At 75.5% G+C, this 18,972-nt stretch carries 16 protein-coding genes; 2 read left to right on the top strand and 14 right to left on the bottom strand.

The window, feature by feature from the left end; translation table 11 throughout:
* Positions 1-24: 24 nt before the first annotated feature.
* From OH807_RS29650 to OH807_RS29605, 10 genes are all read right to left on the bottom strand, one after another.
* Positions 25-1,140: a glycosyltransferase gene (locus OH807_RS29650; RefSeq protein WP_406204852.1), complete on the bottom strand. Its 1,116-nt coding sequence runs from the start codon at positions 1,138-1,140 to the stop codon at positions 25-27.
* Entirely contained in the window at positions 1,137-2,051 is a 915-nt protein-coding gene (locus OH807_RS29645; protein WP_406204850.1) for a polysaccharide deacetylase family protein, read from the bottom strand. The genes OH807_RS29650 and OH807_RS29645 overlap by 4 nt, the downstream gene beginning before the upstream one ends.
* Positions 2,041-3,783, bottom strand: coding sequence for a lipid II flippase MurJ (locus OH807_RS29640; RefSeq protein WP_406204847.1), 1,743 nt, complete (start codon positions 3,781-3,783; stop codon positions 2,041-2,043). Before OH807_RS29640 ends, OH807_RS29645 begins: the two co-directional genes overlap by 11 nt.
* On the bottom strand, positions 3,780-5,114 hold the full coding sequence (locus OH807_RS29635) for an O-antigen ligase family protein (protein ID WP_406204845.1): 1,335 nt from the start codon (positions 5,112-5,114) through the stop codon (positions 3,780-3,782). The genes OH807_RS29640 and OH807_RS29635 overlap by 4 nt, the downstream gene beginning before the upstream one ends.
* Positions 5,115-5,120: 6 nt before the next feature.
* The gene (locus OH807_RS29630; RefSeq protein WP_406204842.1) at positions 5,121-6,659 is read right to left on the bottom strand and encodes an exopolysaccharide biosynthesis polyprenyl glycosylphosphotransferase; all 1,539 of its coding nucleotides are present in this window, start codon (positions 6,657-6,659) and stop codon (positions 5,121-5,123) included.
* Between the two features lie 354 nt (positions 6,660-7,013).
* Entirely contained in the window at positions 7,014-8,168 is a 1,155-nt protein-coding gene (locus OH807_RS29625) for a glycosyltransferase (protein ID WP_406204839.1), read from the bottom strand.
* Positions 8,169-8,428: 260 nt separating this feature from the next.
* Positions 8,429-8,869, bottom strand: coding sequence for an SRPBCC family protein (locus OH807_RS29620; protein ID WP_406204836.1), 441 nt, complete (start codon positions 8,867-8,869; stop codon positions 8,429-8,431).
* A gap of 142 nt (positions 8,870-9,011) precedes the next feature.
* Positions 9,012-9,977, bottom strand: coding sequence for an ABC transporter permease (locus tag OH807_RS29615; protein WP_406204833.1), 966 nt, complete (start codon positions 9,975-9,977; stop codon positions 9,012-9,014).
* Positions 9,974-10,960: an ABC transporter ATP-binding protein gene (locus OH807_RS29610; protein WP_406204831.1), complete on the bottom strand. Its 987-nt coding sequence runs from the start codon at positions 10,958-10,960 to the stop codon at positions 9,974-9,976. Before OH807_RS29610 ends, OH807_RS29615 begins: the two co-directional genes overlap by 4 nt.
* Before the next feature lie 38 nt (positions 10,961-10,998).
* Positions 10,999-11,826: an ABC transporter permease gene (locus tag OH807_RS29605; RefSeq protein WP_406204828.1), complete on the bottom strand. Its 828-nt coding sequence runs from the start codon at positions 11,824-11,826 to the stop codon at positions 10,999-11,001.
* A 93-nt stretch (positions 11,827-11,919) separates the two neighbouring features.
* On the opposite strand from OH807_RS29605, the gene OH807_RS29600 reads away from it, so the two are divergent.
* Positions 11,920-12,804, top strand: coding sequence for a winged helix-turn-helix transcriptional regulator (locus OH807_RS29600; RefSeq protein WP_406204826.1), 885 nt, complete (start codon positions 11,920-11,922; stop codon positions 12,802-12,804).
* A gap of 65 nt (positions 12,805-12,869) precedes the next feature.
* Positions 12,870-13,763, top strand: coding sequence for a HipA family kinase (locus OH807_RS29595; RefSeq protein WP_406204824.1), 894 nt, complete (start codon positions 12,870-12,872; stop codon positions 13,761-13,763).
* 66 nt (positions 13,764-13,829) lie between these two features.
* Here OH807_RS29595 and OH807_RS29590 read toward each other — a convergent pair whose 3' ends face one another.
* The 4 genes from OH807_RS29590 to OH807_RS29575 form a co-directional block, all read right to left on the bottom strand.
* Positions 13,830-14,195, bottom strand: a complete 366-nt coding sequence (locus OH807_RS29590; protein ID WP_406204821.1) for a hypothetical protein — start codon at positions 14,193-14,195, stop codon at positions 13,830-13,832.
* A 324-nt stretch (positions 14,196-14,519) separates the two neighbouring features.
* Positions 14,520-16,025 (bottom strand): S8 family peptidase, encoded by a 1,506-nt coding sequence (locus tag OH807_RS29585; protein ID WP_406204818.1) that lies wholly within the window; start codon positions 16,023-16,025, stop codon positions 14,520-14,522.
* A 315-nt stretch (positions 16,026-16,340) separates the two neighbouring features.
* A complete protein-coding gene (locus OH807_RS29580; protein WP_406204816.1) occupies positions 16,341-17,459 on the bottom strand; it encodes an amidohydrolase family protein in 1,119 nt (372 codons plus the stop codon).
* Between the two features lie 3 nt (positions 17,460-17,462).
* Entirely contained in the window at positions 17,463-18,950 is a 1,488-nt protein-coding gene (locus OH807_RS29575) for a glutamine synthetase (protein WP_406204813.1), read from the bottom strand.
* Between the last annotated feature and the right edge of the window lie 22 nt (positions 18,951-18,972).

Genomic DNA, 18,972 nt, shown 5'->3' with positions numbered 1-18,972 from the left:
TGGGAGGGCCGCCGGGACGGCGGCTCAAGCGGGGGCCAGACGGTCGTAGAGGGCGCCGAGGTCGGCGGCCACCCGAGCGATGTCGTAGTGGCCGACGGCCGGGGGCCGGGGCAGCGGGTCGGTGCTGTGGTCGTTGAGGTGGCGCAGCTCGCGCAGCGCGGCGGTGTAGGCGGCGGCGTCGGAGGGGATCCGGCGGGCCTGCGGGGCCGCGGTGGGCGGCAGTTCGTCCAGCGCCGGGCAGGCGCTGTGCCGGACGGGCAGGCCGGCGGCGAGGCCCTCCAGCACGCCGAGGCCGAAGGTCTCCGCGGTCGAGGGGGCGGCCAGCACGTCCAGGACGGTGAGGAGTTCGGGCACGTCGTCGCGTTCGCCGGTGAGCACCAGCCGGTCGCCGAGGCCCAGTGCGGCGGCCCGGTGCTCCAGGGCGGCGCGTTCGGGGCCCTCGCCGACCAGCACCAGCCGGGCGGCGCGGTCCAGCCCGGCCACCGCCTCCAGCAGGACGTCGAACCGCTTGCCGGGGACGAGCCGCCCGACCCCGCCGACCACCCAGGCGTCCGCCGGCAGGCCGAGCTCGGCGCGCAGCCGGGCCCGGGTGGCGGCCCGGTCGGCGTCCGGCAGGTGGTAGCGGACGGTGTCGATGCCGTTGGGGATCAGCTCGACCCGGGCCGGCGGCACGCCCCAGGCGTGCAGGGTCTGGGCGACCTGCCGGGAGACCGCGACGGTGGTCGTGCCGAGGCGTTCGGCGGCCAGGTAGAGGCCCTTGACGCCGCGGGTGACGGGGCGGCCCTCGATCACCCCGGCGTGCAGCGAGTGCTCGGTGGCCACCACGGCCCGGACCCCGGCGAGCCGCGCGGCCAGCCGCCCGTAGAGGCCGGCCCGGTAGAGGTGGGTGTGCACCACGTCGTACCGGCCGGCCCGGATCAGCCGGACCAGCCGGGGCAGCGCACCGACGTCCCGGTTGCCGCGCATGGCGAGGTGGTGGACGGTGACGCCCTCGGCGCGCAGGGCGTCGGCCACCGTGCCGGGGTTGGTCAGCGCGACCACCTCGCACCGCTGGTGCGCGGGCAGGTGCCGCAGCAGCAGCTGGAGCTGGCGCTCGGCGCCGCCGGAGGCCAGGCCGGTGACGATGTGCAGGACCCTCACCGGCCGTTCTCCCGGCGGGCGGCGAGGCGGCTGCGGCGCAGCCCGGTGACGGTGTCGCGGAGCCGGTGCCGGCCGCGCTTGGCGCGCAGCCGCCAGGCGCCGTCGCGGTCGCCGACGTAGCAGCGCGGCAGCGCGTAGCGGCCGGTCAGCGGGGAGTGCGCGATGGCGCAGGCGTAGTCGTAGCCGGCGTCCCGGACGGCGAGGGTGGCGGGCAGGTCGACGGCGCCGTACGGGTAGCAGAAGCCGGTGACCGGGCCGCCGACGACGTCCTCCAGGGCCCGGCGGCTCTCCCGGGTCTGGACGGCGAGGACGTCGGCGGGCAGGCCGGGGAGGGACTGGTGGCCGAGGCCGTGCGAGCCGATCTCCCAGCCGGCGGCGGCGAGTTCGGTGACCTCCTGGACGGTGAGCAGCTTCTTGCGCGGCCCCTCCGCGTCCCATTCGTTGGCCCGGCCGAGCAGGTCGGCGACGACGTAGGCGGTGGCGGTGAAGCCGTACGCCTGGAGGATCGGCACGGCGTACCGGGCGAAGTCGGCGTAGCCGTCGTCGAAGCTGAGGCCGACCAGCCGGTCGTCCTTGCCGGCGGCCCGGGCCCGCATCAGCTCGCGGACCGAGACTCCGCGCCGGCCGCGCCGGTGCAGCCAGGCAATCTGCTCGGCGAACCGCTCGGGGCTGACCGTCAGCTGGTACGGGTCTTCCTTCTCGACGGCCACCGAGTGGTACATCAGGATCCACGGCGAGGAGGTCTGCTGGTCGGGCGGGACGGCGGTGGGGCGGCGGCTCCCGGGCAGGCGTGCCGGGGGGCGGCCGGCACCGGCGTGCGGCGTCCCGGCGCGCGGGCCGGCTGCCGTCGGCGCGACGGAGCGGCGTACGCCCGAAAGGACCGAACGGACGGAACCCCGTTCAACGTCCATGGGGAGGCTTCCCTTCATCGGCAACAGGTGGCGGGTACAGGGCCCGGACGGCGGCGAGGACAGGGCCGCGCACCTCGCGGGCACCGAGACCGGTGCCGAGGGCGGCGAAGGCCAGCGCCACGGTGACGCCCCCGAGCAGCGTCGAGAGCAGGGGGTCGGCGGGAAGTCCGGCCGCGGGGGTGCCGAGCACGGCCGCGCCGGCGGCCGCGGCCAGCAGCCGGGCGTGGCCGCCGAGGACCAGGCGCAGGCGCAGCGCGATGCCGCGCAGGACGAGGCCGCGCAGCAGCAGCACGGCGGTGGTGGTGATGCCGGCCGCGTTGCCGGCGGCCAGTCCGAGGGCGCCGAAGCGGGGGGTGGCGAGCAGGCCGACGGTGACGGTGACGACGAGGCCGAGCACCATGGCGGCGGCCGGGTACCAGTCGAGCAGCCGGCGGCCGCCGTCGTCGGTGCGCGGGTCGCCGGCGCGGCGGACCACCGGGCGGAGCGAGAAGTACGGGCGGATCATCACGCCGATCAGGGCCTGGGCGGGCAGGCCGAAGCTGTAGACCCGGATGACGGCGGCGGTGGCGGCGGCGTCCTGCGGGCCGAAGGCGCCGCGCTGGAAGAGCAGGGCGACGACCGGGGGCGCGCAGGCGAGCAGGAAGGCGGTGCCGAGCAGGACGACGGCGGCGGCCTGGCCAAGGTCCTTCTCGACCCGGTCGCGGGCGGCGGTGAGATCCCCCGCGGCGAGCGCCCGGGCGACCAGCGGGAAGGTCACCGTGCAGATCAGGATGGCCGCCGTCATGGCCAGTTGGGAGACCTTGGCGGCGTAGTTGAGGTGCGAGATGGTGCCGGGCGGCAGGGCGGAGCCGAGGAAGCGCTCGATGAAGACCTGCGCCTGCCGGGTCAGTGTGAACGCGGCGACCGGGAGCAGGGCGAGCGGGATCAGCACCAGGGCCTGGCCGTTCGCCCCGGGCCCGGCGGCGGCCGGGCGGCGCGGGGCCGGGCGGCCGGTGCGCAGCCGGCGCAGGAACGGGCCGATCAGCAGACCGGCCATCAGCAGGCTGCCCAGCGCGACGCCGAGCGCGGCGGAACGGACGCCCCAGACGGCGTGGCAGCCGAGCAGGACGGCGAGGATGCCGAGGTTGTAGGCGACGTAGATGCCGGCCGGGGCGGTGAAGCCGTGGTGGGCCCGGAGGGCGGCGGCGAGGTAGCCGGCCACGCCGAAGGGCAGCACGGTGAAGGCCGTGATCCGGGTGCAGGTGACGGCGAGGCCGGGGTCGGCGAGGCCGGGGGCGAGCAGGTCGACGAGCCGGTCGGCGCCGAGCGCCGCGCCCAGCGAGAGCGCGGTGAGGACGAGCAGCAGCCAGGGCAGGGTGGCGCGGACCAGCTGGCGGACGGGGTCGGGGCCGTCCGGGCGCTCCTCGCGCAGCACCAGGGCCAGGGCGAAGGCTGGCACCATGAGGAAGGACATGGCGTCCTCGATCAGCAGCGGTGCGGCGGTCTCCGGGACGGTCCAGGCGACGAGGAAGGCGTCGGTGCCCTGGTTGGCGCCGAAGTAGCGGGCCAGCAGCAGGTCGCGGAGCAGGCCGAGGGCCGAGCCTGCGGCGCTGAGCACGGCGGTGACGCCGAAGGCCTTGACGAGGAAGCCGCGCCGGGGGCCGGCCGGCGGCTCGGCGGCGGGGGCGGAGCGGGGGGCGGGCAGCGGCGCGGGCCGGGCGGGGGTGAGCGCGGCCGGCGGTTCGGTGGTCATCGGGCGGCCTCCGGGTCGGTGCCGCGCACGGCGCGGGCGGCCAGCCCGAGCACGACGGAGGTCAGCACGGTGGTGGTGCCGCCGATGTCCGCGTAGAGGAAGTCGACCAGGACCCAGACCAGCAGGGCCAGGGCGGCCAGGGCGGGGCCGTCGCCGCGCCCGGTGGCGCGGCGGAGGCAGCCGAGCAGCAGGCCCAGGAAGAGGGCGGCGTAGGCGACGATGCCGATCAGGCCCTGCTCGCTGAGCACCAGGAAGTACATGTTGTGCGGGGAGAGCAGCGGCTCGCGCTGGAAGCCGATGGTGGAGTCGGCGGCGTCGCTGCCCGAGGAGAGCCGCAACGGGGCGCGGCTGTCGCGCAGTTGCTGGAAGGCCTTGGGGCCGGCGCCGCTGACCGGGTGGTCCTGCCAGATCCGCTCGGCGGTGGCCCAGAGGTCGTAGCGGTCCGAGACGGACTGGTCGGGCGCGGCGGAGACCGAGCCGATGGAGCTGATCCGCGCGGTGACGCCGGAGGCGCCGAGGCCGAGGCCGCCGATCAGGACGACGGCGGCGGCCAGGGCCAGGACGGCGCTGCGGACGGCGAGCCGGGCGTCGGCGCGCAGCAGCAGGACGACGGCGGCGGCGCCGGTGGCGATCCAGCTGCCCCGGCTGAAGGAGACGGCGAGCGGGAAGGCGAGGAAGGCGGCGGCCGCGTACATCGCGCGGCGCAGCCGCGGGTCGCCGGCCCCGCGCTCGCCGAGTGCGAGGGCCAGGGCGGCGAGCAGGCCGTAGCTGACCACGGTGGACATCGCCATGATGTCCAGCGCGCCGAAGGTGCCGACGGCCCGGATCGGCCGGCCGGTGTAGGAGGCGCCCGTCCCGGTGAGGTACTGGTGGGCGCCGACCACGCCCTGGACGAGGGCGGCGGCGACGAAGGAGCCGAGGACCAGCCGCTGGTCGGTGCGGTCGCGCAGCGAGCAGAGGACGGCGGCGGGCACCAGGACGAAGACCTGGGTGAGCCGGACGAATCCGGTGAGGCTGGTGGCCGGGTCGATCGAGCCGATGGTGGCGACGGCGGCGGCGACCACGATCGCGCCGAACCGGACGGCGGCCGTCCGGCCGATCGCCGGGGTCCGGCCGCGCAGCAGGTGGACGGTGGTGAGCGCGACGAGGGCGAGCGAGGCGAGGTCGGCCGCGGTCACGTGGACGGCGGCGGTGACGTCCTTCTCGCCGGTGGGGACGCAGACCAGCAGGACGGTGGCCGCGGCGAGCAGGCTGGGCCGCTCCAGCAGGGCCGTCCACGCCCGGCCTAAGGCCCGGGCGGGTTGCGGGACGGCGGTGAGGGTGAGGGCCACGCCGGGTCAGCTCCCGTCCGGGTGGAGCATCAGGGCCGCTGTCCGGCACAGGATCTTGACGTCCTGCCAGAAGCTCCAGCTCTCGATGTAGCGGTTGTCGAAGCGGGCCCGGTCCTCGATGGAGGTGTCCCCGCGCAGGCCGTTGACCTGGGCGAGGCCGGTGAGGCCGACGGGGACGCGGTGGCGGTCCGCGTACTCGGGGTAGGCCTGGCCGAACCGCATGACGAAGTAGGGGCGCTCGGGGCGCGGGCCGACCAGGCTCATGTCGCCGCGCAGGACGTTCCACAGCTGCGGCAGCTCGTCGAGCGAGCTGCGGCGCATCAGTTTGCCGACGGCGCCCATTCGGTGGTCCTGGGAGATGTTCCAGCGGGTCGCCGACTCGTGCTCGTTGCTGGGGCGCAGGGTGCGGAACTTGAGGACGGTGAAGACCCGGCCGTCGAGCCCGGTGCGCTGCTGGCGGAAGAGCACGCCGGGGCCGGTGTCGAAGCGGACGGCGAGCGCGCAGAGGGCGAGGACGGGGGCGAGCGCGAGCAGCCCGAGGCCGGCCGCGGTGACGTCCAGGGTGCGCTTGGCGGCCCAGCCGGAGCGGCGGACGGCCGGACGGCCGACCCGCAGGCAGGGGAAGCCCCAGAGGTGGTCGCCACCGGTGAAGCGGCCCGTCTCCAGCGAGCCGTACTCGCGCAGCGCGGGCACCAGCCAGACCTGGCAGCCGAGCCGGGCGGCGTCGCGCAGGGCGGCGGCGGTCTCGGCCTCGTCGGCGGCGCCGGCGGTGGCGACCACGTGGTGGATCCGGTGGCGGCGGATCTCGCGTTCGAGCACCTCGCGGCCGCCGAGCACCGGCAGGTCGGTGTCGCCGGCCAGCAGCGGCGGGTCGGCGTCGAGGAAGCCGACCGGGCGCATCCCGTACTCGCCGCGCTCGGCGAGGGCGGCGGCGACCTTGCGGCCGAGCCGGCCCGCGCCGAGCACCAGGACGGGGCTCGGGCGGCTGCGGCGGATCCGCCGGACCAGCTGGTAGAGCAGGGCCCGGCCGCAGACGGCGAGCAGCAGCTGGGCGCCGAGCAGCGCGGTCAGGCGGGCCGGGGTGGCGGGGCCGCAGTCGGGCCAGCGGCCGTCGAGGCAGCCGGCCAGGGTGACGGCGAAGGCGGTGGCGACGACGGCGCGGACGGCCAGCGCGGGGAGTTCGTCGAGGACGGAGAGAGTGAGCCGGGTGCGGTAGAGGCCGGCGGCCAGGTTGAGCACGAGCAGCAGCGGCAGCAGGGCGGCCACGCCGAGCAGCGGTTCGACCCGGACCGCGGGGTCGAGGGCGCGGTTGGCGATCCCGGTGGCGGTGCACAGCGCGAGGGCGTCGACGGCGGCCAGGCCGGCCGGCAGGGCGAGCCGGGACCGGACGGGCCGGCGGTGGCGGCGGGCGGGCAGGGCGCTGCGGGTCTGCGCGGCGCGGGCCGGGCGGTCGAGCAGCCCGGTGGCGGGCCGGCGCGGGCCGGACAGGGGCCGTCCGGTGGCGGGCCGGCGCGGGCCGGACAGGGGCCGTCCGGGTCGTGGCACACTTTCGTGGTCAATGGTCATCAGCGCACGAACTCCCCTGCTGTGTGCCCGGGTTGACGGCGCCCCGGCAGCGGCTGGCCCGGAGCGGCCGTCCCGGCCCGGTGGGCTCGGTCCTGACAGCACCTGCCGCCGCCAACAGCACTCGGTTCTCTCGCGAATTCCCGGCGTGAAATCGAAACGGCGCAGGCAAAATCAGACATTACCGAACGCGGGCTGGAATGCCGGAAGCTGACTTGCCATTTCATTCCAGCCGCCCATTAATAGGTATTTCTGATTTCAAACCTCATCCGCAACCGGCTGAGGGTGCGAATACGACAGCGCCAGAGCGACCGGCATTCACGGCATGTGAAACGATCAGATTCGCTGTGGGACACGGGCGCGGCGGCGCCCGGCGGCCGGACCGGCACCCAGAAGGTCCCGGTAGAGCGCGTCCACCTGTTCGACCACCGATCGCACGTCATGGCGGGCCGCGGCGTGCTCGCGCAGGCGCAGGCCGCGTCGCTCGCACTCGATCGGATCGGACAGCGCTTCGGCCATTCGGGTGGCGAGCGCGGCGGGATCCTCGGGCGGCACCACGGCGTGCTTCCGCTCGGCCGGCGGCAGGCACTCACGGGCCCCGGGCACATCGGTCAGCAGCACCGGACGGCCCGCCGCCATCGCCTCCAGCGGGGCCAGCGCCATGCCCTCCCAGCGCGAGGGCAGCACCACCAGATCGGCCGCGGCCAGCCACGACCGGGGATCCGGCACGTCCCCCGCCAGCCGGACCCGGGACGGCTCGGCGGACTCCCGGACGGCATCGGCCAGCCGGGTCTCGTCCGGACCGCCGCCGACCAGCGCCAGCCGGGCCTGCGGCACCCGGCGCAGCACCTCGGGCCAGGCGGCGAGCAGTACGTCCTGGCCCTTCTGCCGGCAGAGCCGGCCCACACAGACCGCCAACGGCGCGTCCAGATCCAGCCCCAGCGCGATCCGGGCCGCCCGCCGCTCGGCCGGCGCGTAGTGCCGGACGTCGACGCCGTTGGGCACCACCGCCCAGTCGGCGTGCAGGCCGGCCGCCACCCCGTCGGCCCGCTCCTGGACGCTCACGCAGAGCAGCCGGTGCGCCCAGCGGGTCGCGTACCGCTCCCAGTGCAGGGTGGCCGCGGCGAGGGTGCCGTCGACGGCGGCGAACGACCAGGCGTGCGGCTGGAAGACGGTCGGCACGGCGCCCCGGATGGCCAGTCGGCCCGCCAACCCGGCCTTGGCGCTGTGCAGATGGACCATGTCGGGCGCGGCGGCCCGGACGATCCGGCGCAGTCTCCAGGCCTCGGCCGCGGTGGCCGGGCCGGGCGAACGCCGGGCGGGCCAGTCCTGGACGAGCGCGCCGACCGCGGCGGCCTCGTCGGCCAGCCGGCCGCCGCGCGGACAGGCGACCAGCACCCGGTGGCCGGCCTCGCGCTGGCCGCGGACCAGGTCGACGACGACGCGGGCGACTCCGCCGTCGACGGGTTGCGAAATGTGAAGGATCGTCATATGCACGGCGGCGAGCCTAGGGTGGCTCCGCCGTGCCCGGGGCCTGCCGTCACCCTCAGGTGGCGGCCGTCCACCCGTACGGCTTGGTGGTCGTACAGGTGGACGGGCCGATCGAATCCGTGCCCGACCCGGGCGGCGGCCGCAGCGGTGGCGGCCGGCGCCGGGGGCTCCGGCCGGCCCCGGCCGAGACCGGCCGGAGACCGGCCGGAGACCGGCCGGAGACCGGTGAAGCCGGTGAAGCCGGTGGACGTCGGCCGACGTCAGCGGACCTCGGCCGCCAGGTTGGCCAGCACCTGGTCGTGGATCCGGTTCAGGCCCTTCGGGGCGAAGGTCCGCTCGAAGAAGCCGCCGATGCCGCCCGCACCCTGCCAGGTGGCCGAGACGGTCACCTTCGACCGGCCCTCGCCGACCGCCGAGACCGTCCAGGTGATCACCATGCTGGAGTTGGCGTCCTTCTCCACCAGCTGGTCCGGCGTCGGCGCCGAGACGGTGAACAGGCAGTCCCGGATCCGCTTCTCGGTGGCCTGGAGCTTCCAGTGCACCTGGGTGCCGGCACCGGTGCCGCCGACCCGGACCTCGTACTCGCTGTACTGCGCGGGCAGCAGCTTGGGGCGGGTCACCTGGTAGTCGGCCAGCGTCTCGTACACCCGCTCGGGGGCGGCGTCGTAGACCCGCTCGGTGGTGGCCTGCACCTGTCCCATGGTCCTGCTCTCCTTCATCCTCGGACTGCGGTTTCACCGGCAAGCCAACCACAGCGGCCCGGCCCGGGCCCGGTCGGCCGCCCCTGCCGGGCGGTGCGGCCCGGCGGCGCGCCCTGCCCGCCCTGCCCGCGCCGCCCCCGCCCTAGGCCAGCCGGAGCGATCCGGTGCGCCGGGCCCGTTCCTCGCCGAGCCGCAGCGCCAGTGCCGCACCCCCGAGCAGCAGCACGCAGAGCACCGCCAGCCAGGCCAGCGCGGGCGCCAGCCCGGCCAGGTCGCGGCCCTCCAGCAGGGCGCCGCGCACCACCGCCAGGCTCCCGGTCAGCGGCAGCGCCGCGCCGAGCACCCGCAGCACGCCGGGCAGCGCGAAGGCCGGCAGCCGGACCCCGGCGACGAACCACATCGGGTCGTCCAGCACGGTGTAGACGAAGGCGGAGTCCCGGGAGAACACCATCAGGCTGTTGAGCAGCGCGCCCCAGGCCACCGCGGGCAGCAGCAGGGCCAGCAGCACCACGGGGTACATCCACGGCCCGGCCACGTCCAGGGCGCCGAAGCCGAACGCGGCGGCCCCGAGGAAGCAGGTGAGCAGCCAGGCGTTCTGCCGCAGCGCGCCGGCGCCGTTGGCCAGCATCAGGACGAGCCGGCCGGCGGGCGAGAGGAAGAGCAGCTCCAGGGTGCCGGTGGTGCGCTCGTAGGCGAAGTTCCACGCGGACTGGACCAGCGAGAAGAAGAACGCCCAGGCCAGCGCGCCGGTGGCGAGGAAGCCCAGCAGCCGGGCGGGGTCGGCGGCGAGCGGCCAGCGGGCGGCGGCCGCCGAACCGGCCGCGATCGGGTGCAGGGTGTAGTAGGTGGCGGCCAGTTGGAGCAGCGGCCAGACCAGCATCGAGGCGACCACGAGCGGCTGGCCGAACAGCGTCCGGTGCTGCTTCAGCGCCTCGGCCGCGAACACCTTGCCGGCATGGCGCAGCGCGCGGCCCCGGGGGCCCGGCCGGGTGCGGCGGGAAGGGCGCGGACGGAGCGGCGGGAGGGTGCGGCCGCCGCCGGGCAGCGGGCGGACGACGCGGTCGGCCGCGCCGAGCAGCAGCACGTCGGTGGGCGGCAGGGCGCTCATGCGGCCACCGCCACCGGGGCGTCGGTGAGGGCGAGGACGGCGTCCTCCAGGCTGGCGGCGGTGACCTCCAGGCCGCCGATCGAGCCGCCGGCGGCGACGATCGCCCCGGCCAGCGGGCCCGCCACGTCCTCCGGGTGGCGGACGGTGACCAGCAGCGCCCCCTCCGGCGTGGTCTCCAGCCCGGCGCGGACGCCGAGCCGCCGGGCGAAGCCGGCCACGGCGGCCTCCAGCTCCGGCGAGGGGTTGGTGACGGTGACCCGGACGCTGCCGTGGCTGCCGGCCGCCGTCTTGAGTTCCGCGGGGCTGCCGGCCGCGAGGTGGCGGCCGCCGGAGATCACGTAGACGTGCTCGCACAGCTCCTCGACCTCGGTCAGGTAGTGCGAGGTGAGCAGCACGCCCCGGCCCTCGGCGGCCAGCGAGGCGACCACCCGGCGCAGGTCGCGGGCGATCGGCGCGTCCAGGCCGAGGGTGGGCTCGTCGAGCAGCAGGTACGCCGGGTCGTTGATCAGGCCGCGGGCGATCGAGAGCCGCTGCGTCATGCCGCGCGAGTAGCGCTCCACCGGGGTGTCGGCGGCCGCGGTGAGGCCGACCAGCTCCAGCAGTTCGCCGATCCGGGGGCGGAGCACCGGATCGGGGACGTCGTAGAGGTGGCCGAAGTAGCGCAGGTTCTCGGCGCCGGTGAGCTTGCCGTAGACCATCCGCTCGCCGCCGGCGATCAGGTTGATCCGGCGCCGGGCCTCGCGGGCGTGCTCGACCAGGTCGAGGCCGTCCAGGGTCACGGTGCCGGAGGTGGGGCGCAGCAGGGTGGCGAGGATCTTGATGGTGGAGGTCTTGCCGGCGCCGTTGAGGCCGAGCAGTCCGGTGACCCGGCCGGGCGGGATCTCCAGGTCGAGGCCGTCCACGGCGGTCCGGACGGTGCGCGGGCCGAACAGGCCCTTCTCCCGGGTGCGGAAGGTCTTGCGCAGGGCGTGGGTGCGGATCATGTCAGCGGCTCCGGGTCGGGGTGGTGCGGCGCATGGGGTCAGAAGCTCCGTTCGACGGCGCGGCGCTCGGCGGCGGGCAGCAGCCGCAGCCCGAGCAGCAGGTAGCCGGCGCTGAGCGCGAGGCAGGTGACCAGCCGCGGGGCGAGCTCGGCGAGCGGCCGCCCCTGGCCGAGGGCGTCCCGCAGCACGTCCATCGCGGAGGTGACGGGCAGCAGCTCGGCCAGCCAGCGGGCGGGCGCCGGGAGGTAGCTGTTCGGGAAGGTGATGCCGCAGAGCAGCGAGACGGCGAGGAAGACGGTGTTCTGCGAGATGTGCGCCTCCCCCGCGACGATCATCAGCGCGCCGAGCACGACGGCGACGGCGAACACGGCGGCGGTCAGCGCCAGCACCCCGGCCAGGGCGGCGAGCGGGTGCCAGGCCGGCAGGGTGACGCCGAGGACGGCGGCGAACCCGCCGAGCAGGCCGACCTCGACGGCGGTGTTGAGCAGCGCGAAGCCGGTGAAGCCGAGCAGGTACGGCAGCCGGCCGGCCGGGGCGATCAGCAGGGCGGCCAGGGTGCCCTGGCGCTGCTCGGTGATCAGCGCCTTGCTGCTCCAGAGCAGCATCCGGACGGTGAACATGTATCCGGCGGCGCCGATCGCGATGTAGCCGAGGTAGTCGGCCCCGCCGGTGCGGGCGGTGAAGTCCTCGGCCACCGAACCGCCGCCGATGGCGTGCAGGCCCAGGTAGGACAGGCCGAGGGTGAAGACGCCGATCAGCAGGCAGCCGACGGCGTAGGACCACGGGTAGGCCCGGCCGGTCATGGTCCAGGTGCGGCGCAGCGTCGCCCAGGCGACGGACATCTGCTCCCCCTCTCGCTCGGGCATGGGTGAGTTCCGATGAGGAACTTACAAGTTCCCTTTCGAAACCCGCAAGGGGGTGCAAGGATGGACCGCCCCGGAGAGGTGAGAGGAGCGACGGTGCTCAGAGACGTGCCGGAGCGCGACGCGAGCTGCGCGATCGCGCAGGCGGCGGCGGTCGTCGGCGACTGGTGGAGCATCCTGATCGTCCGCGAGTCGGCCCGCGGCCGGCTGCGCTTCGACGAGCTGCAGCACGAGCTGGGGATCTCCCGGAAGGTGCTCACCGAACGCCTCGGCCACCTCGCCGAGGCCGGCGTGCTGGAGCGGGTGCCCTACCAGAGCGGCCCGGTCCGGTACGAGTACCGGCTCACCGAGGCCGGGCGGGCACTGCTGCCGGTGCTGGTGGCCATGCAGGACTGGGCCGACCGCTGGCTGCTCGGCGACGGCGCGCTCTCCGGCTCGGCCGCACCCGACAGCGCCGAGGCCGCCCGGCTGGCCGCACTGCCCGGCACCCGGCTGCCGGAGCTCACCCTGCCCGTGCACACCGGCGGCGACCTCGACCCGGTCGACCCGGGGGCCGGCGCCACCGTGCTGTTCTGCTACCCCGCCACCGGGCGGCCCGCACCGCTGCCGGCCGGCTGGGGGGACATCCCCGGCGCGGTCGGCTGCACGCTGGAGAACCGGCTGTTCCGCGAGGCGTACCCCCGGTTCCGCGAGGCCGGCCTGGCGCTGCGCGGCGTCTCCACCCAGCGGCCGGACGAACAGCGGGAGTTCGCCGAGGCCGAGGAGATCCCGTTCCCGCTCCTCTCGGACCTGGACGTCCGGCTGGCGGCCGCCCTGCGACTGCCCACCTTCCACGTCGGCCAGGGCCTGCGGCTGAAGCGGGCGGTGCTGGTGCTGGACCGGACGCGGGTGGTGCGCCGGGTGCTCTTCCCGGTCACCGACATCCCGGGCGCCGTCCGGCAGGCGCTCGCGGACGCGCGCGAGGTGGCCGCCGGGCGCTGACCGGCCGCGGGAAGGACCGGTGGGAGCGGTCGGTGCCGCCGGGCGACCGCGCTAGGGTGGCCGGTGTGCTCGATCAGGTGACAGCAGTGCGCTACGTCGACCCGCTGCGGGCCGGCGGTTCCGTCCCCGGCGTCGTGGAGACCGACGACCTGGGCACCTACGTGGTCAAGTTCACCGGTGCCGCGCAGGGCCGCAAGGCGCTGGTGGCCGAGGTGATCGTCGGCGAACTGGCCCGGCGGCTCGGCCTGCCGGTGCCCGAGCTCCGGCTGGTCGACTTCGACCCGGCCGTCGCCGACGGCGAACCCGACCCCGAGATCCAGGACATCCTCCGGGCCAGCGCCGGGCTCAACCTCGGCATGGACCTGCTGCCGGGCGCCCGCGACTTCAAGCCCGGCATGATCCCGGTCGACCCCGTCCGGGCCGGCCGGGTGGTCTGGCTGGACGCGCTCACCGGGAACGTCGACCGGACGGTGCACAACCCCAATCTGATGGTCTGGCACGACCGGCTCTGGCTGATCGACAACGGCGCCGCGCTGATCTTCCACCACCGCTGGTCGAGCGCCGACGCCACCGTGGGCAAGAAGTACGACCTCAGCGCCCACGCGCTCGGCGGGTACGCACCCGACGTCGCCCGGGCCGACCAGGACCTCGGTCCGCTGGTCACCACCGGGCTGCTGGCGGAGGTGCTGGCGCTCGTCCCCGACGCCTGGCTGGCCGGCGAACCCGGCTTCGACTCGGTGGACGCGCTGCGGCAGGCGTACGTCACCCACCTGGCGGCCCGGGCGACGCTCTCCGCCGCCTGGCTGCCGGACGCGTTCGCCACGCCCGAGCAGCTCCGTGAGGCCGAGCGCCGGCAGACCGCCCGGAGCCGGGCCGGCCGGCCCGCCTGGCTCCAGGAGGTACCGGACCTGCACGGCAAGCCCTCGGTCGAGACCGGGTGGGACCAGCACGTCGAGTGAGCCGGGCCGGCCCACCCCGGACAGCCGGCCCGGGGCGGCTCGTCGCCGGTCAGCCGATCACCCCGGTCAGCCCATCGCCGGGCGGACCCAGGCGAAGTACTCGACCGCCGTACCGACCAGCAGGCCGAAGCAGAGCAGCGCGAACAGGGCCCCCGGGTTGGTCCGGCGCACCGACGGCACCAGCAGCGACAGGGCCGGCAGCATCAGGCCGAGCAGCGGGCCGAGGGCCATCAGCACCATCAGGAGCAGGGCGTCGGCCGCCGTCGAACCCGCGGCGAGCCCCATGACGCCGGCCACCATGCCGCCGCCGAGCATCAGCGTCAGCATCGGCACGGCGAGGGCCACCTGAGCGACTCCCAGCAGCAGCCAGGGCCAGACCCGCCCGCCGGCCGGCCGGGCCTGGATCTGCGGTCCGGTGAAGGTCTGTGCCATGGCGTTCCGCTCCTCGGGCCCGGTCCTGTCGTGCGTGCAGGGTCCATCCTGCCGACCGCGGCCGGAGCGCCGCCTGAGTACCGGTACTCAGAACCGGGTGCGCGAAGTACGGGTCCTTGCCGTGCGGGTTGCCGGCCGGGCGGGATGCCGGCCGCGCGGGTTGCCGGCCGCGCGGGTTGCCGGCCGCGCCGTTGCGCGAAGGACGCGGCGCCCGCGGGGCGGGGCCGGGTGCGGCACCCGGGAACGCCGGTGGGGAGCGGGACGCGGAGTCCCGCTCCCCACCGGAGCGTGTGCGTGCGTTCAGCCGGTCAGCCGGTCAGCGCGTCAGCGCCACCACTGGACCGCCTTCTCGGCGTTGATGATGCCCGCGCCGTAGAAGCCGTTGTCGTTCACGCCGCCCTCGCAGGTGGCGGCGAACTCGCCGGTGCCGCCCGGGTTGTACGGGCCCGACGGGCAGGCGTGCGACTCGGCCTGGTTGGTGAGCATCTCGGTCAGCTCGTCCGGGCTGGCCCACGGGAAGGTGCTGGCCAGCAGGGCGAGCACGCCGGCGGCGTGCGGGGAGGCCATCGAGGTGCCCTGCATGTAGCCGTACTTGCCACCGGGGATGGTGGAGAGCACACGGCCGTTCTGGTCCGGGGTGTTCGGGATCTGGTAGCGGCGGTCGCCACCGGGGGCGGCCACGGTGACCTTGTTCTTGCCGTAGCTGGAGTAGTACGACTTGTCGCCGTTGACGCCCACCGAGGAGACCGCGACGACGCCGTCCAGCTCGGTCGGGAGGTTCAGGCAGTCCTGGGTGATCGGGCGCTCGCCGGGGGTGGTGTCGTCCGGGCTGGCGACGTCCTTGGTCTTGTGCGCGAGGTCGATGTTCTCGTTGCCCGCGGCGGCGACGTTGAGGACGCCCTTGCGCTGCGAGAACTCGACGGCGCGGCGGACGGCGGTGGTGATCGCCGCCTGGTCCGCGTCGTTCTGGCAGTTGAACATCCACGGGTCGACGAAGTAGCTGTTGTTCGTCACCTTGAAGTGGTGCTCACCGGCCCAGATGAAGCCGCAGACGGCGTACTCCGGGTAGATGAACCCGCCGTCGTCGACGACCTTGACGGCGGCCAGCTTCACGTTCGGGGCTATGCCCTCGATGCCCTTGCCGTTCTTGGCGGCGGCGATGGTGCCGGCCACGTGGGTGCCGTGGTCGCCGTCGACGCCCGGCTGCCAGGCGTCGAACGCCGTGTTCGGCTTGCCGCCGTCGATGCAGGAGACCGACTGCGAGGCGTCGACGTTGGCCTTGAGGTCCTCGTGGTTGGCGTCGATGCCGGAGTCCAGGACGCCGACGGTGACCTTGTTGCTGCCGAGCGACAGCTTGTGCGCCTTGTCCACGCCGATCTGGCGCATGTCCCACTGGTTGGCCCAGTTGGGCTCCTCGCCGGCCGCGGCGGCCGCGGCGACCTGGGCGGCGGACGGGTCGGCGGCGACCTCGGCCTTGCGGCTCTCGGCGGCGGTGATGCCCTTGGTGCGGCTGGCGCCGACCGACTGGACACCCTTGGCCTGCCGCAGCTTGGCGGCGAACTGGGTGTCGGTCGAGCGGGCGATCACCACGCCGATCTGCTCGTAGGAGTAGACGACGCTGCCACCGAGGGTGGTGACGGCCTTCTCGACCTTCTGCACCTGGCCGTGGTTGGCCTGGGTGTTGACGATGTAGCTGAGCAGCGGTCCGGTCGTCGGCTCGGCCCCGGTGGCCGCGACGGCGGTGCCGGCCGGCAGGGCCAGCGCGCCGGCCGTGGCGAGCACGACGCCCACCGCGGCGAACCGGGTCCGGCTGATCCGAGGAACACTCATAGGGGTTGGCCCTCCCGAGTCGTCATGCAACTGCGGTTGGCAGGTGCACTGGAATGATCGGGACGCTAGTGAACATGCGTTGCAATCCGCAAGAGGTAGTCATCTAATCGACACCGTTCGATCACTTCCGACTGAGCGGGCCCCAAGCTGCCGACCAGGTGTCAATCCATTAAGTGAATATCCGGTTCTGCGGTGTTTTCCCTCACCGGGCGTGGACGATCCACAATTTCCGCGCCCTCCGGGGCACTCCGCGACCCTCCTGCCGGGTACCCTGGCCGGAACGTGCCAGCGCGCCCCGGAGCACTCCGCAGCGGGTCAGAGCCGGTACAGGCGGCGGGCGTTGCCGGCGGCCACCTGGCGGGCCAGGCGCTGCGCGTCGGCCGCCGAGCAGGCGCCGTCGGCCAGCCAGCCGTCCAGCAGTGTCCCCAGACCGTGCCGGAACTGGGCCGCGCCGACCAGGTACAGCTCGGGGAGCCCGTAGGCGTCGGTGGAGAAGAGCAGTTTGCCGAACGGCGCCAGTTCCAGCATCTCGCCGAGCACGGCCGCCACCCGGGGGCCGGCGTAGGAGGCGGTCAGCCCGAGGTCGGTGTAGACCTGCGGGAAGGCCTGGGCCAGCCAGGCGGCCTGCCGGTGGTACGGGTAACCGTGCAACAGGACCAGCGGGACGCCGCTCGGTTCGGCGGCCCGGACGAAGTCGGTGAGCAGCGACGGGTCCGCCCGGTGCAGGGTGAGGTCCGGATCGCCGAAACCGGTGTGCAGCTGGAGCGGCAGGCCGAGCCCGGCGCAGACGTCGACGGCCGTCCAGAGCAGGTGGTGCAGCAGCACCGGGTCGGTCAGCCGGCCGCGGCCGGCGCGCTGCCACTCCCCCGCGGCAGCCGTCACCGCCCGGGCGGCCGGCCGTTCGGGGGGCACCGCCAGGCCGTGCCGGTAGGCCAGGACGGACTTGACCGCCACCGCGCCGGTGGCCGCGGCGGCCAGCGCCCCGGCGACGGCGGCCGGCCAGGCGCCGGCGCCGGTCTGCACCGACTCGGCGACGTACTCCAGCCGGATCACCTCGCGCACCCGGGCGCCGGCCACCTCGGCGAACTCGCTGATCGGCAGCAGCGGACGGCCCGCCGCCGTGGTCAGCCCGGTGTCCAGCAGGCAGGTGTCCAGCGCGGCCGCGGCCAGCAGCCGGCGGGTGGCCTCGGCGGCGCCCAGCTCGCGCCGGCGGGCCAGGTAGTCGGCGGCGGGGGCGTGGGCCGGCAGGCCGAGCGCCGGCGGGCACCAGCGGCGGACGGCCAGCCCGAGCGCGCTGTCGAACGTCGAGGTGCCGGGCGCCGGCGGCCGGTCGGACTCGGTGAGCAGGGCCGCCAGCGCGTTGTCGGCGAGCCCGGCCACCACGACGCTGTGGCAGTGGTGGTCGACCAGCGCCGGGACGTCCAGCGAGGGCACCGCTCAGTACCGCCAGCGGGTGGCCGCGACCAGCTGCTCCGCGGTGGCCGCGGCGCACCGCTCGCTCTCCGCGGTGCGGACGGCGAGCACCACCTCGTACAGCGGCTCGCCGAGTGCCTCGCGGAGCACCGCCGACTTCCGGTAGGCCGCGAGCGCGTCGGCCGGGCTCGCGGGCAGCCGGGGGACGGTGCCGGGTGCGGCCTCGGCCGGATCACCGCTGAACTCCGGTGGCAGCACGAGCCGTTGGTCCAGCCCGGCGAGGCCGACGGCGAGCACCGCGCCGATCGCGAGGTACGGGTTGGCGGTGGCGTCGAAGCACTTGATCTCGGCGTTGGCGGCGGTGGCGCGCTCCCCGGTGGAGCCGGTGACCAGCCGGAGCGCGGCCTCCCGGTTCTCCAGGCCCCAGCACTGGTAGGCGCCGGCCCAGTGCTGCGGCACCAGCCGCAGGTACCCGGCCGGGCTGGAGGAGCCGAGCACCAGCAGTTCGGGCAGCGCGCCGAGCACCCCGGCGAGGAAGCCCTCGGCCTCGGCCGTCAGCCCGTGCGGGCCGGAGCCGCCGCGGGCGAGGTTGTGCCCCGCGCGCCAGAGGCTGAGGTGGAGGTGACCGCCGTTGCCGACCGAGCCGGCCTCGACCACCGGGGCGAACGAGGCCCGCAGGCCGTGCCGGGCCGAGACGGCGCGGATCGTCTGACGGACCAGCACGGTGGTGTCGGCGGCCTCGACCGGCCCTTCGGGGGCCACCGAGACCTCGAACTGCCCGGGCGCGTACTCGGGGTGGATCTGCAGCACCGTCAGGCCCTGCTCGGCGAGGGCCCGCAGCAGCTCGCGCAGGTAGTCGGAGAGGTCGGTCAGCCGGTGCATGCCGTAGGCCGGGCCGGCGGTCGGGTAGCGGGGATCCTCCTGCGGTTCCCCGGCGAGTGCCACCACCCACTCGACCTCGATGCCCGCCCTGAGGCCGATGCCGCGCGCGGCGGCGGCCGCCGTCATCCGGCGGGCGAAGAGCCGCTGGCAGCCCGGGTGCGGTGCGCCCTCCTGGGTGTACCGCTCCCCCGGGGACCAGGCCCAGCCGGGCTGGGCGGCCAGCGGCACCAGCCGGTCGAGGTCCGGGTAGAGCCGGAGGTCGCCGGTCGGGCCGCCGATCAGCCGGCTGGTGACGAGGCTGTCGTCGGCCAGGAAGACGTCGAAGCAGGGCGCCGCGCCGACGCCCCACTCGGCGGCGTGCACCAGGCCGGTCAGCGGGACGGCCTTCACCCGGGCGATGCCGGCGTTGTCGATCCAGGTGACGGCGACGGCGTCGACCCCGGCCGGGCGCAGCCGCTCGACGGCCTCCTGCGCCCGCGCGGCGCGCTCGGCGCGCGGCGGCCGGGCGACGGCGGCGGGCCCGCCGCCGGCCGGGGCGGCTCCCGCGGCGGCGGGCCCGGGGGCGGCGGACGGGCCGGACGGGTCGGACGGGTCGGCGAGGCCGGCGGACGCGACGGTTCCGGAGCTCATGCCTCCATGCTGCCGCGGGGGG

It is taken from the genome of Kitasatospora sp. NBC_01560 (assembly GCF_045208415.1).
Lineage (GTDB): Bacteria > Actinomycetota > Actinomycetes > Streptomycetales > Streptomycetaceae > Kitasatospora.
The sequence above is the reverse complement of the archived record's forward strand: the minus strand, read 5'-3'. Positions and strand labels throughout refer to the sequence as shown.

What these genes read in the sequence shown, in the direction of transcription:
- OH807_RS29585 (WP_406204818.1), bottom strand. Translation starts at nt 16,025, where the DNA reads ATGAGTGTTCCTCGGATCAGCCGGACCCGGTTCGCCGCGGTGGGCGTC.
- OH807_RS29625 (WP_406204839.1), bottom strand. Translation starts at nt 8,168, where the DNA reads ATGACGATCCTTCACATTTCGCAACCCGTCGACGGCGGAGTCGCCCGC.
- OH807_RS29590 (WP_406204821.1), bottom strand. Translation starts at nt 14,195, where the DNA reads ATGGCACAGACCTTCACCGGACCGCAGATCCAGGCCCGGCCGGCCGGC.
- OH807_RS29640 (WP_406204847.1), bottom strand. Translation starts at nt 3,783, where the DNA reads ATGACCACCGAACCGCCGGCCGCGCTCACCCCCGCCCGGCCCGCGCCG.
- OH807_RS29605 (WP_406204828.1), bottom strand. Translation starts at nt 11,826, where the DNA reads ATGCCCGAGCGAGAGGGGGAGCAGATGTCCGTCGCCTGGGCGACGCTG.
- OH807_RS29610 (WP_406204831.1), bottom strand. Translation starts at nt 10,960, where the DNA reads ATGATCCGCACCCACGCCCTGCGCAAGACCTTCCGCACCCGGGAGAAG.
- OH807_RS29615 (WP_406204833.1), bottom strand. Translation starts at nt 9,977, where the DNA reads ATGAGCGCCCTGCCGCCCACCGACGTGCTGCTGCTCGGCGCGGCCGAC.
- OH807_RS29620 (WP_406204836.1), bottom strand. Translation starts at nt 8,869, where the DNA reads ATGGGACAGGTGCAGGCCACCACCGAGCGGGTCTACGACGCCGCCCCC.
- OH807_RS29575 (WP_406204813.1), bottom strand. Translation starts at nt 18,950, where the DNA reads ATGAGCTCCGGAACCGTCGCGTCCGCCGGCCTCGCCGACCCGTCCGAC.
- OH807_RS29645 (WP_406204850.1), bottom strand. Translation starts at nt 2,051, where the DNA reads ATGGACGTTGAACGGGGTTCCGTCCGTTCGGTCCTTTCGGGCGTACGC.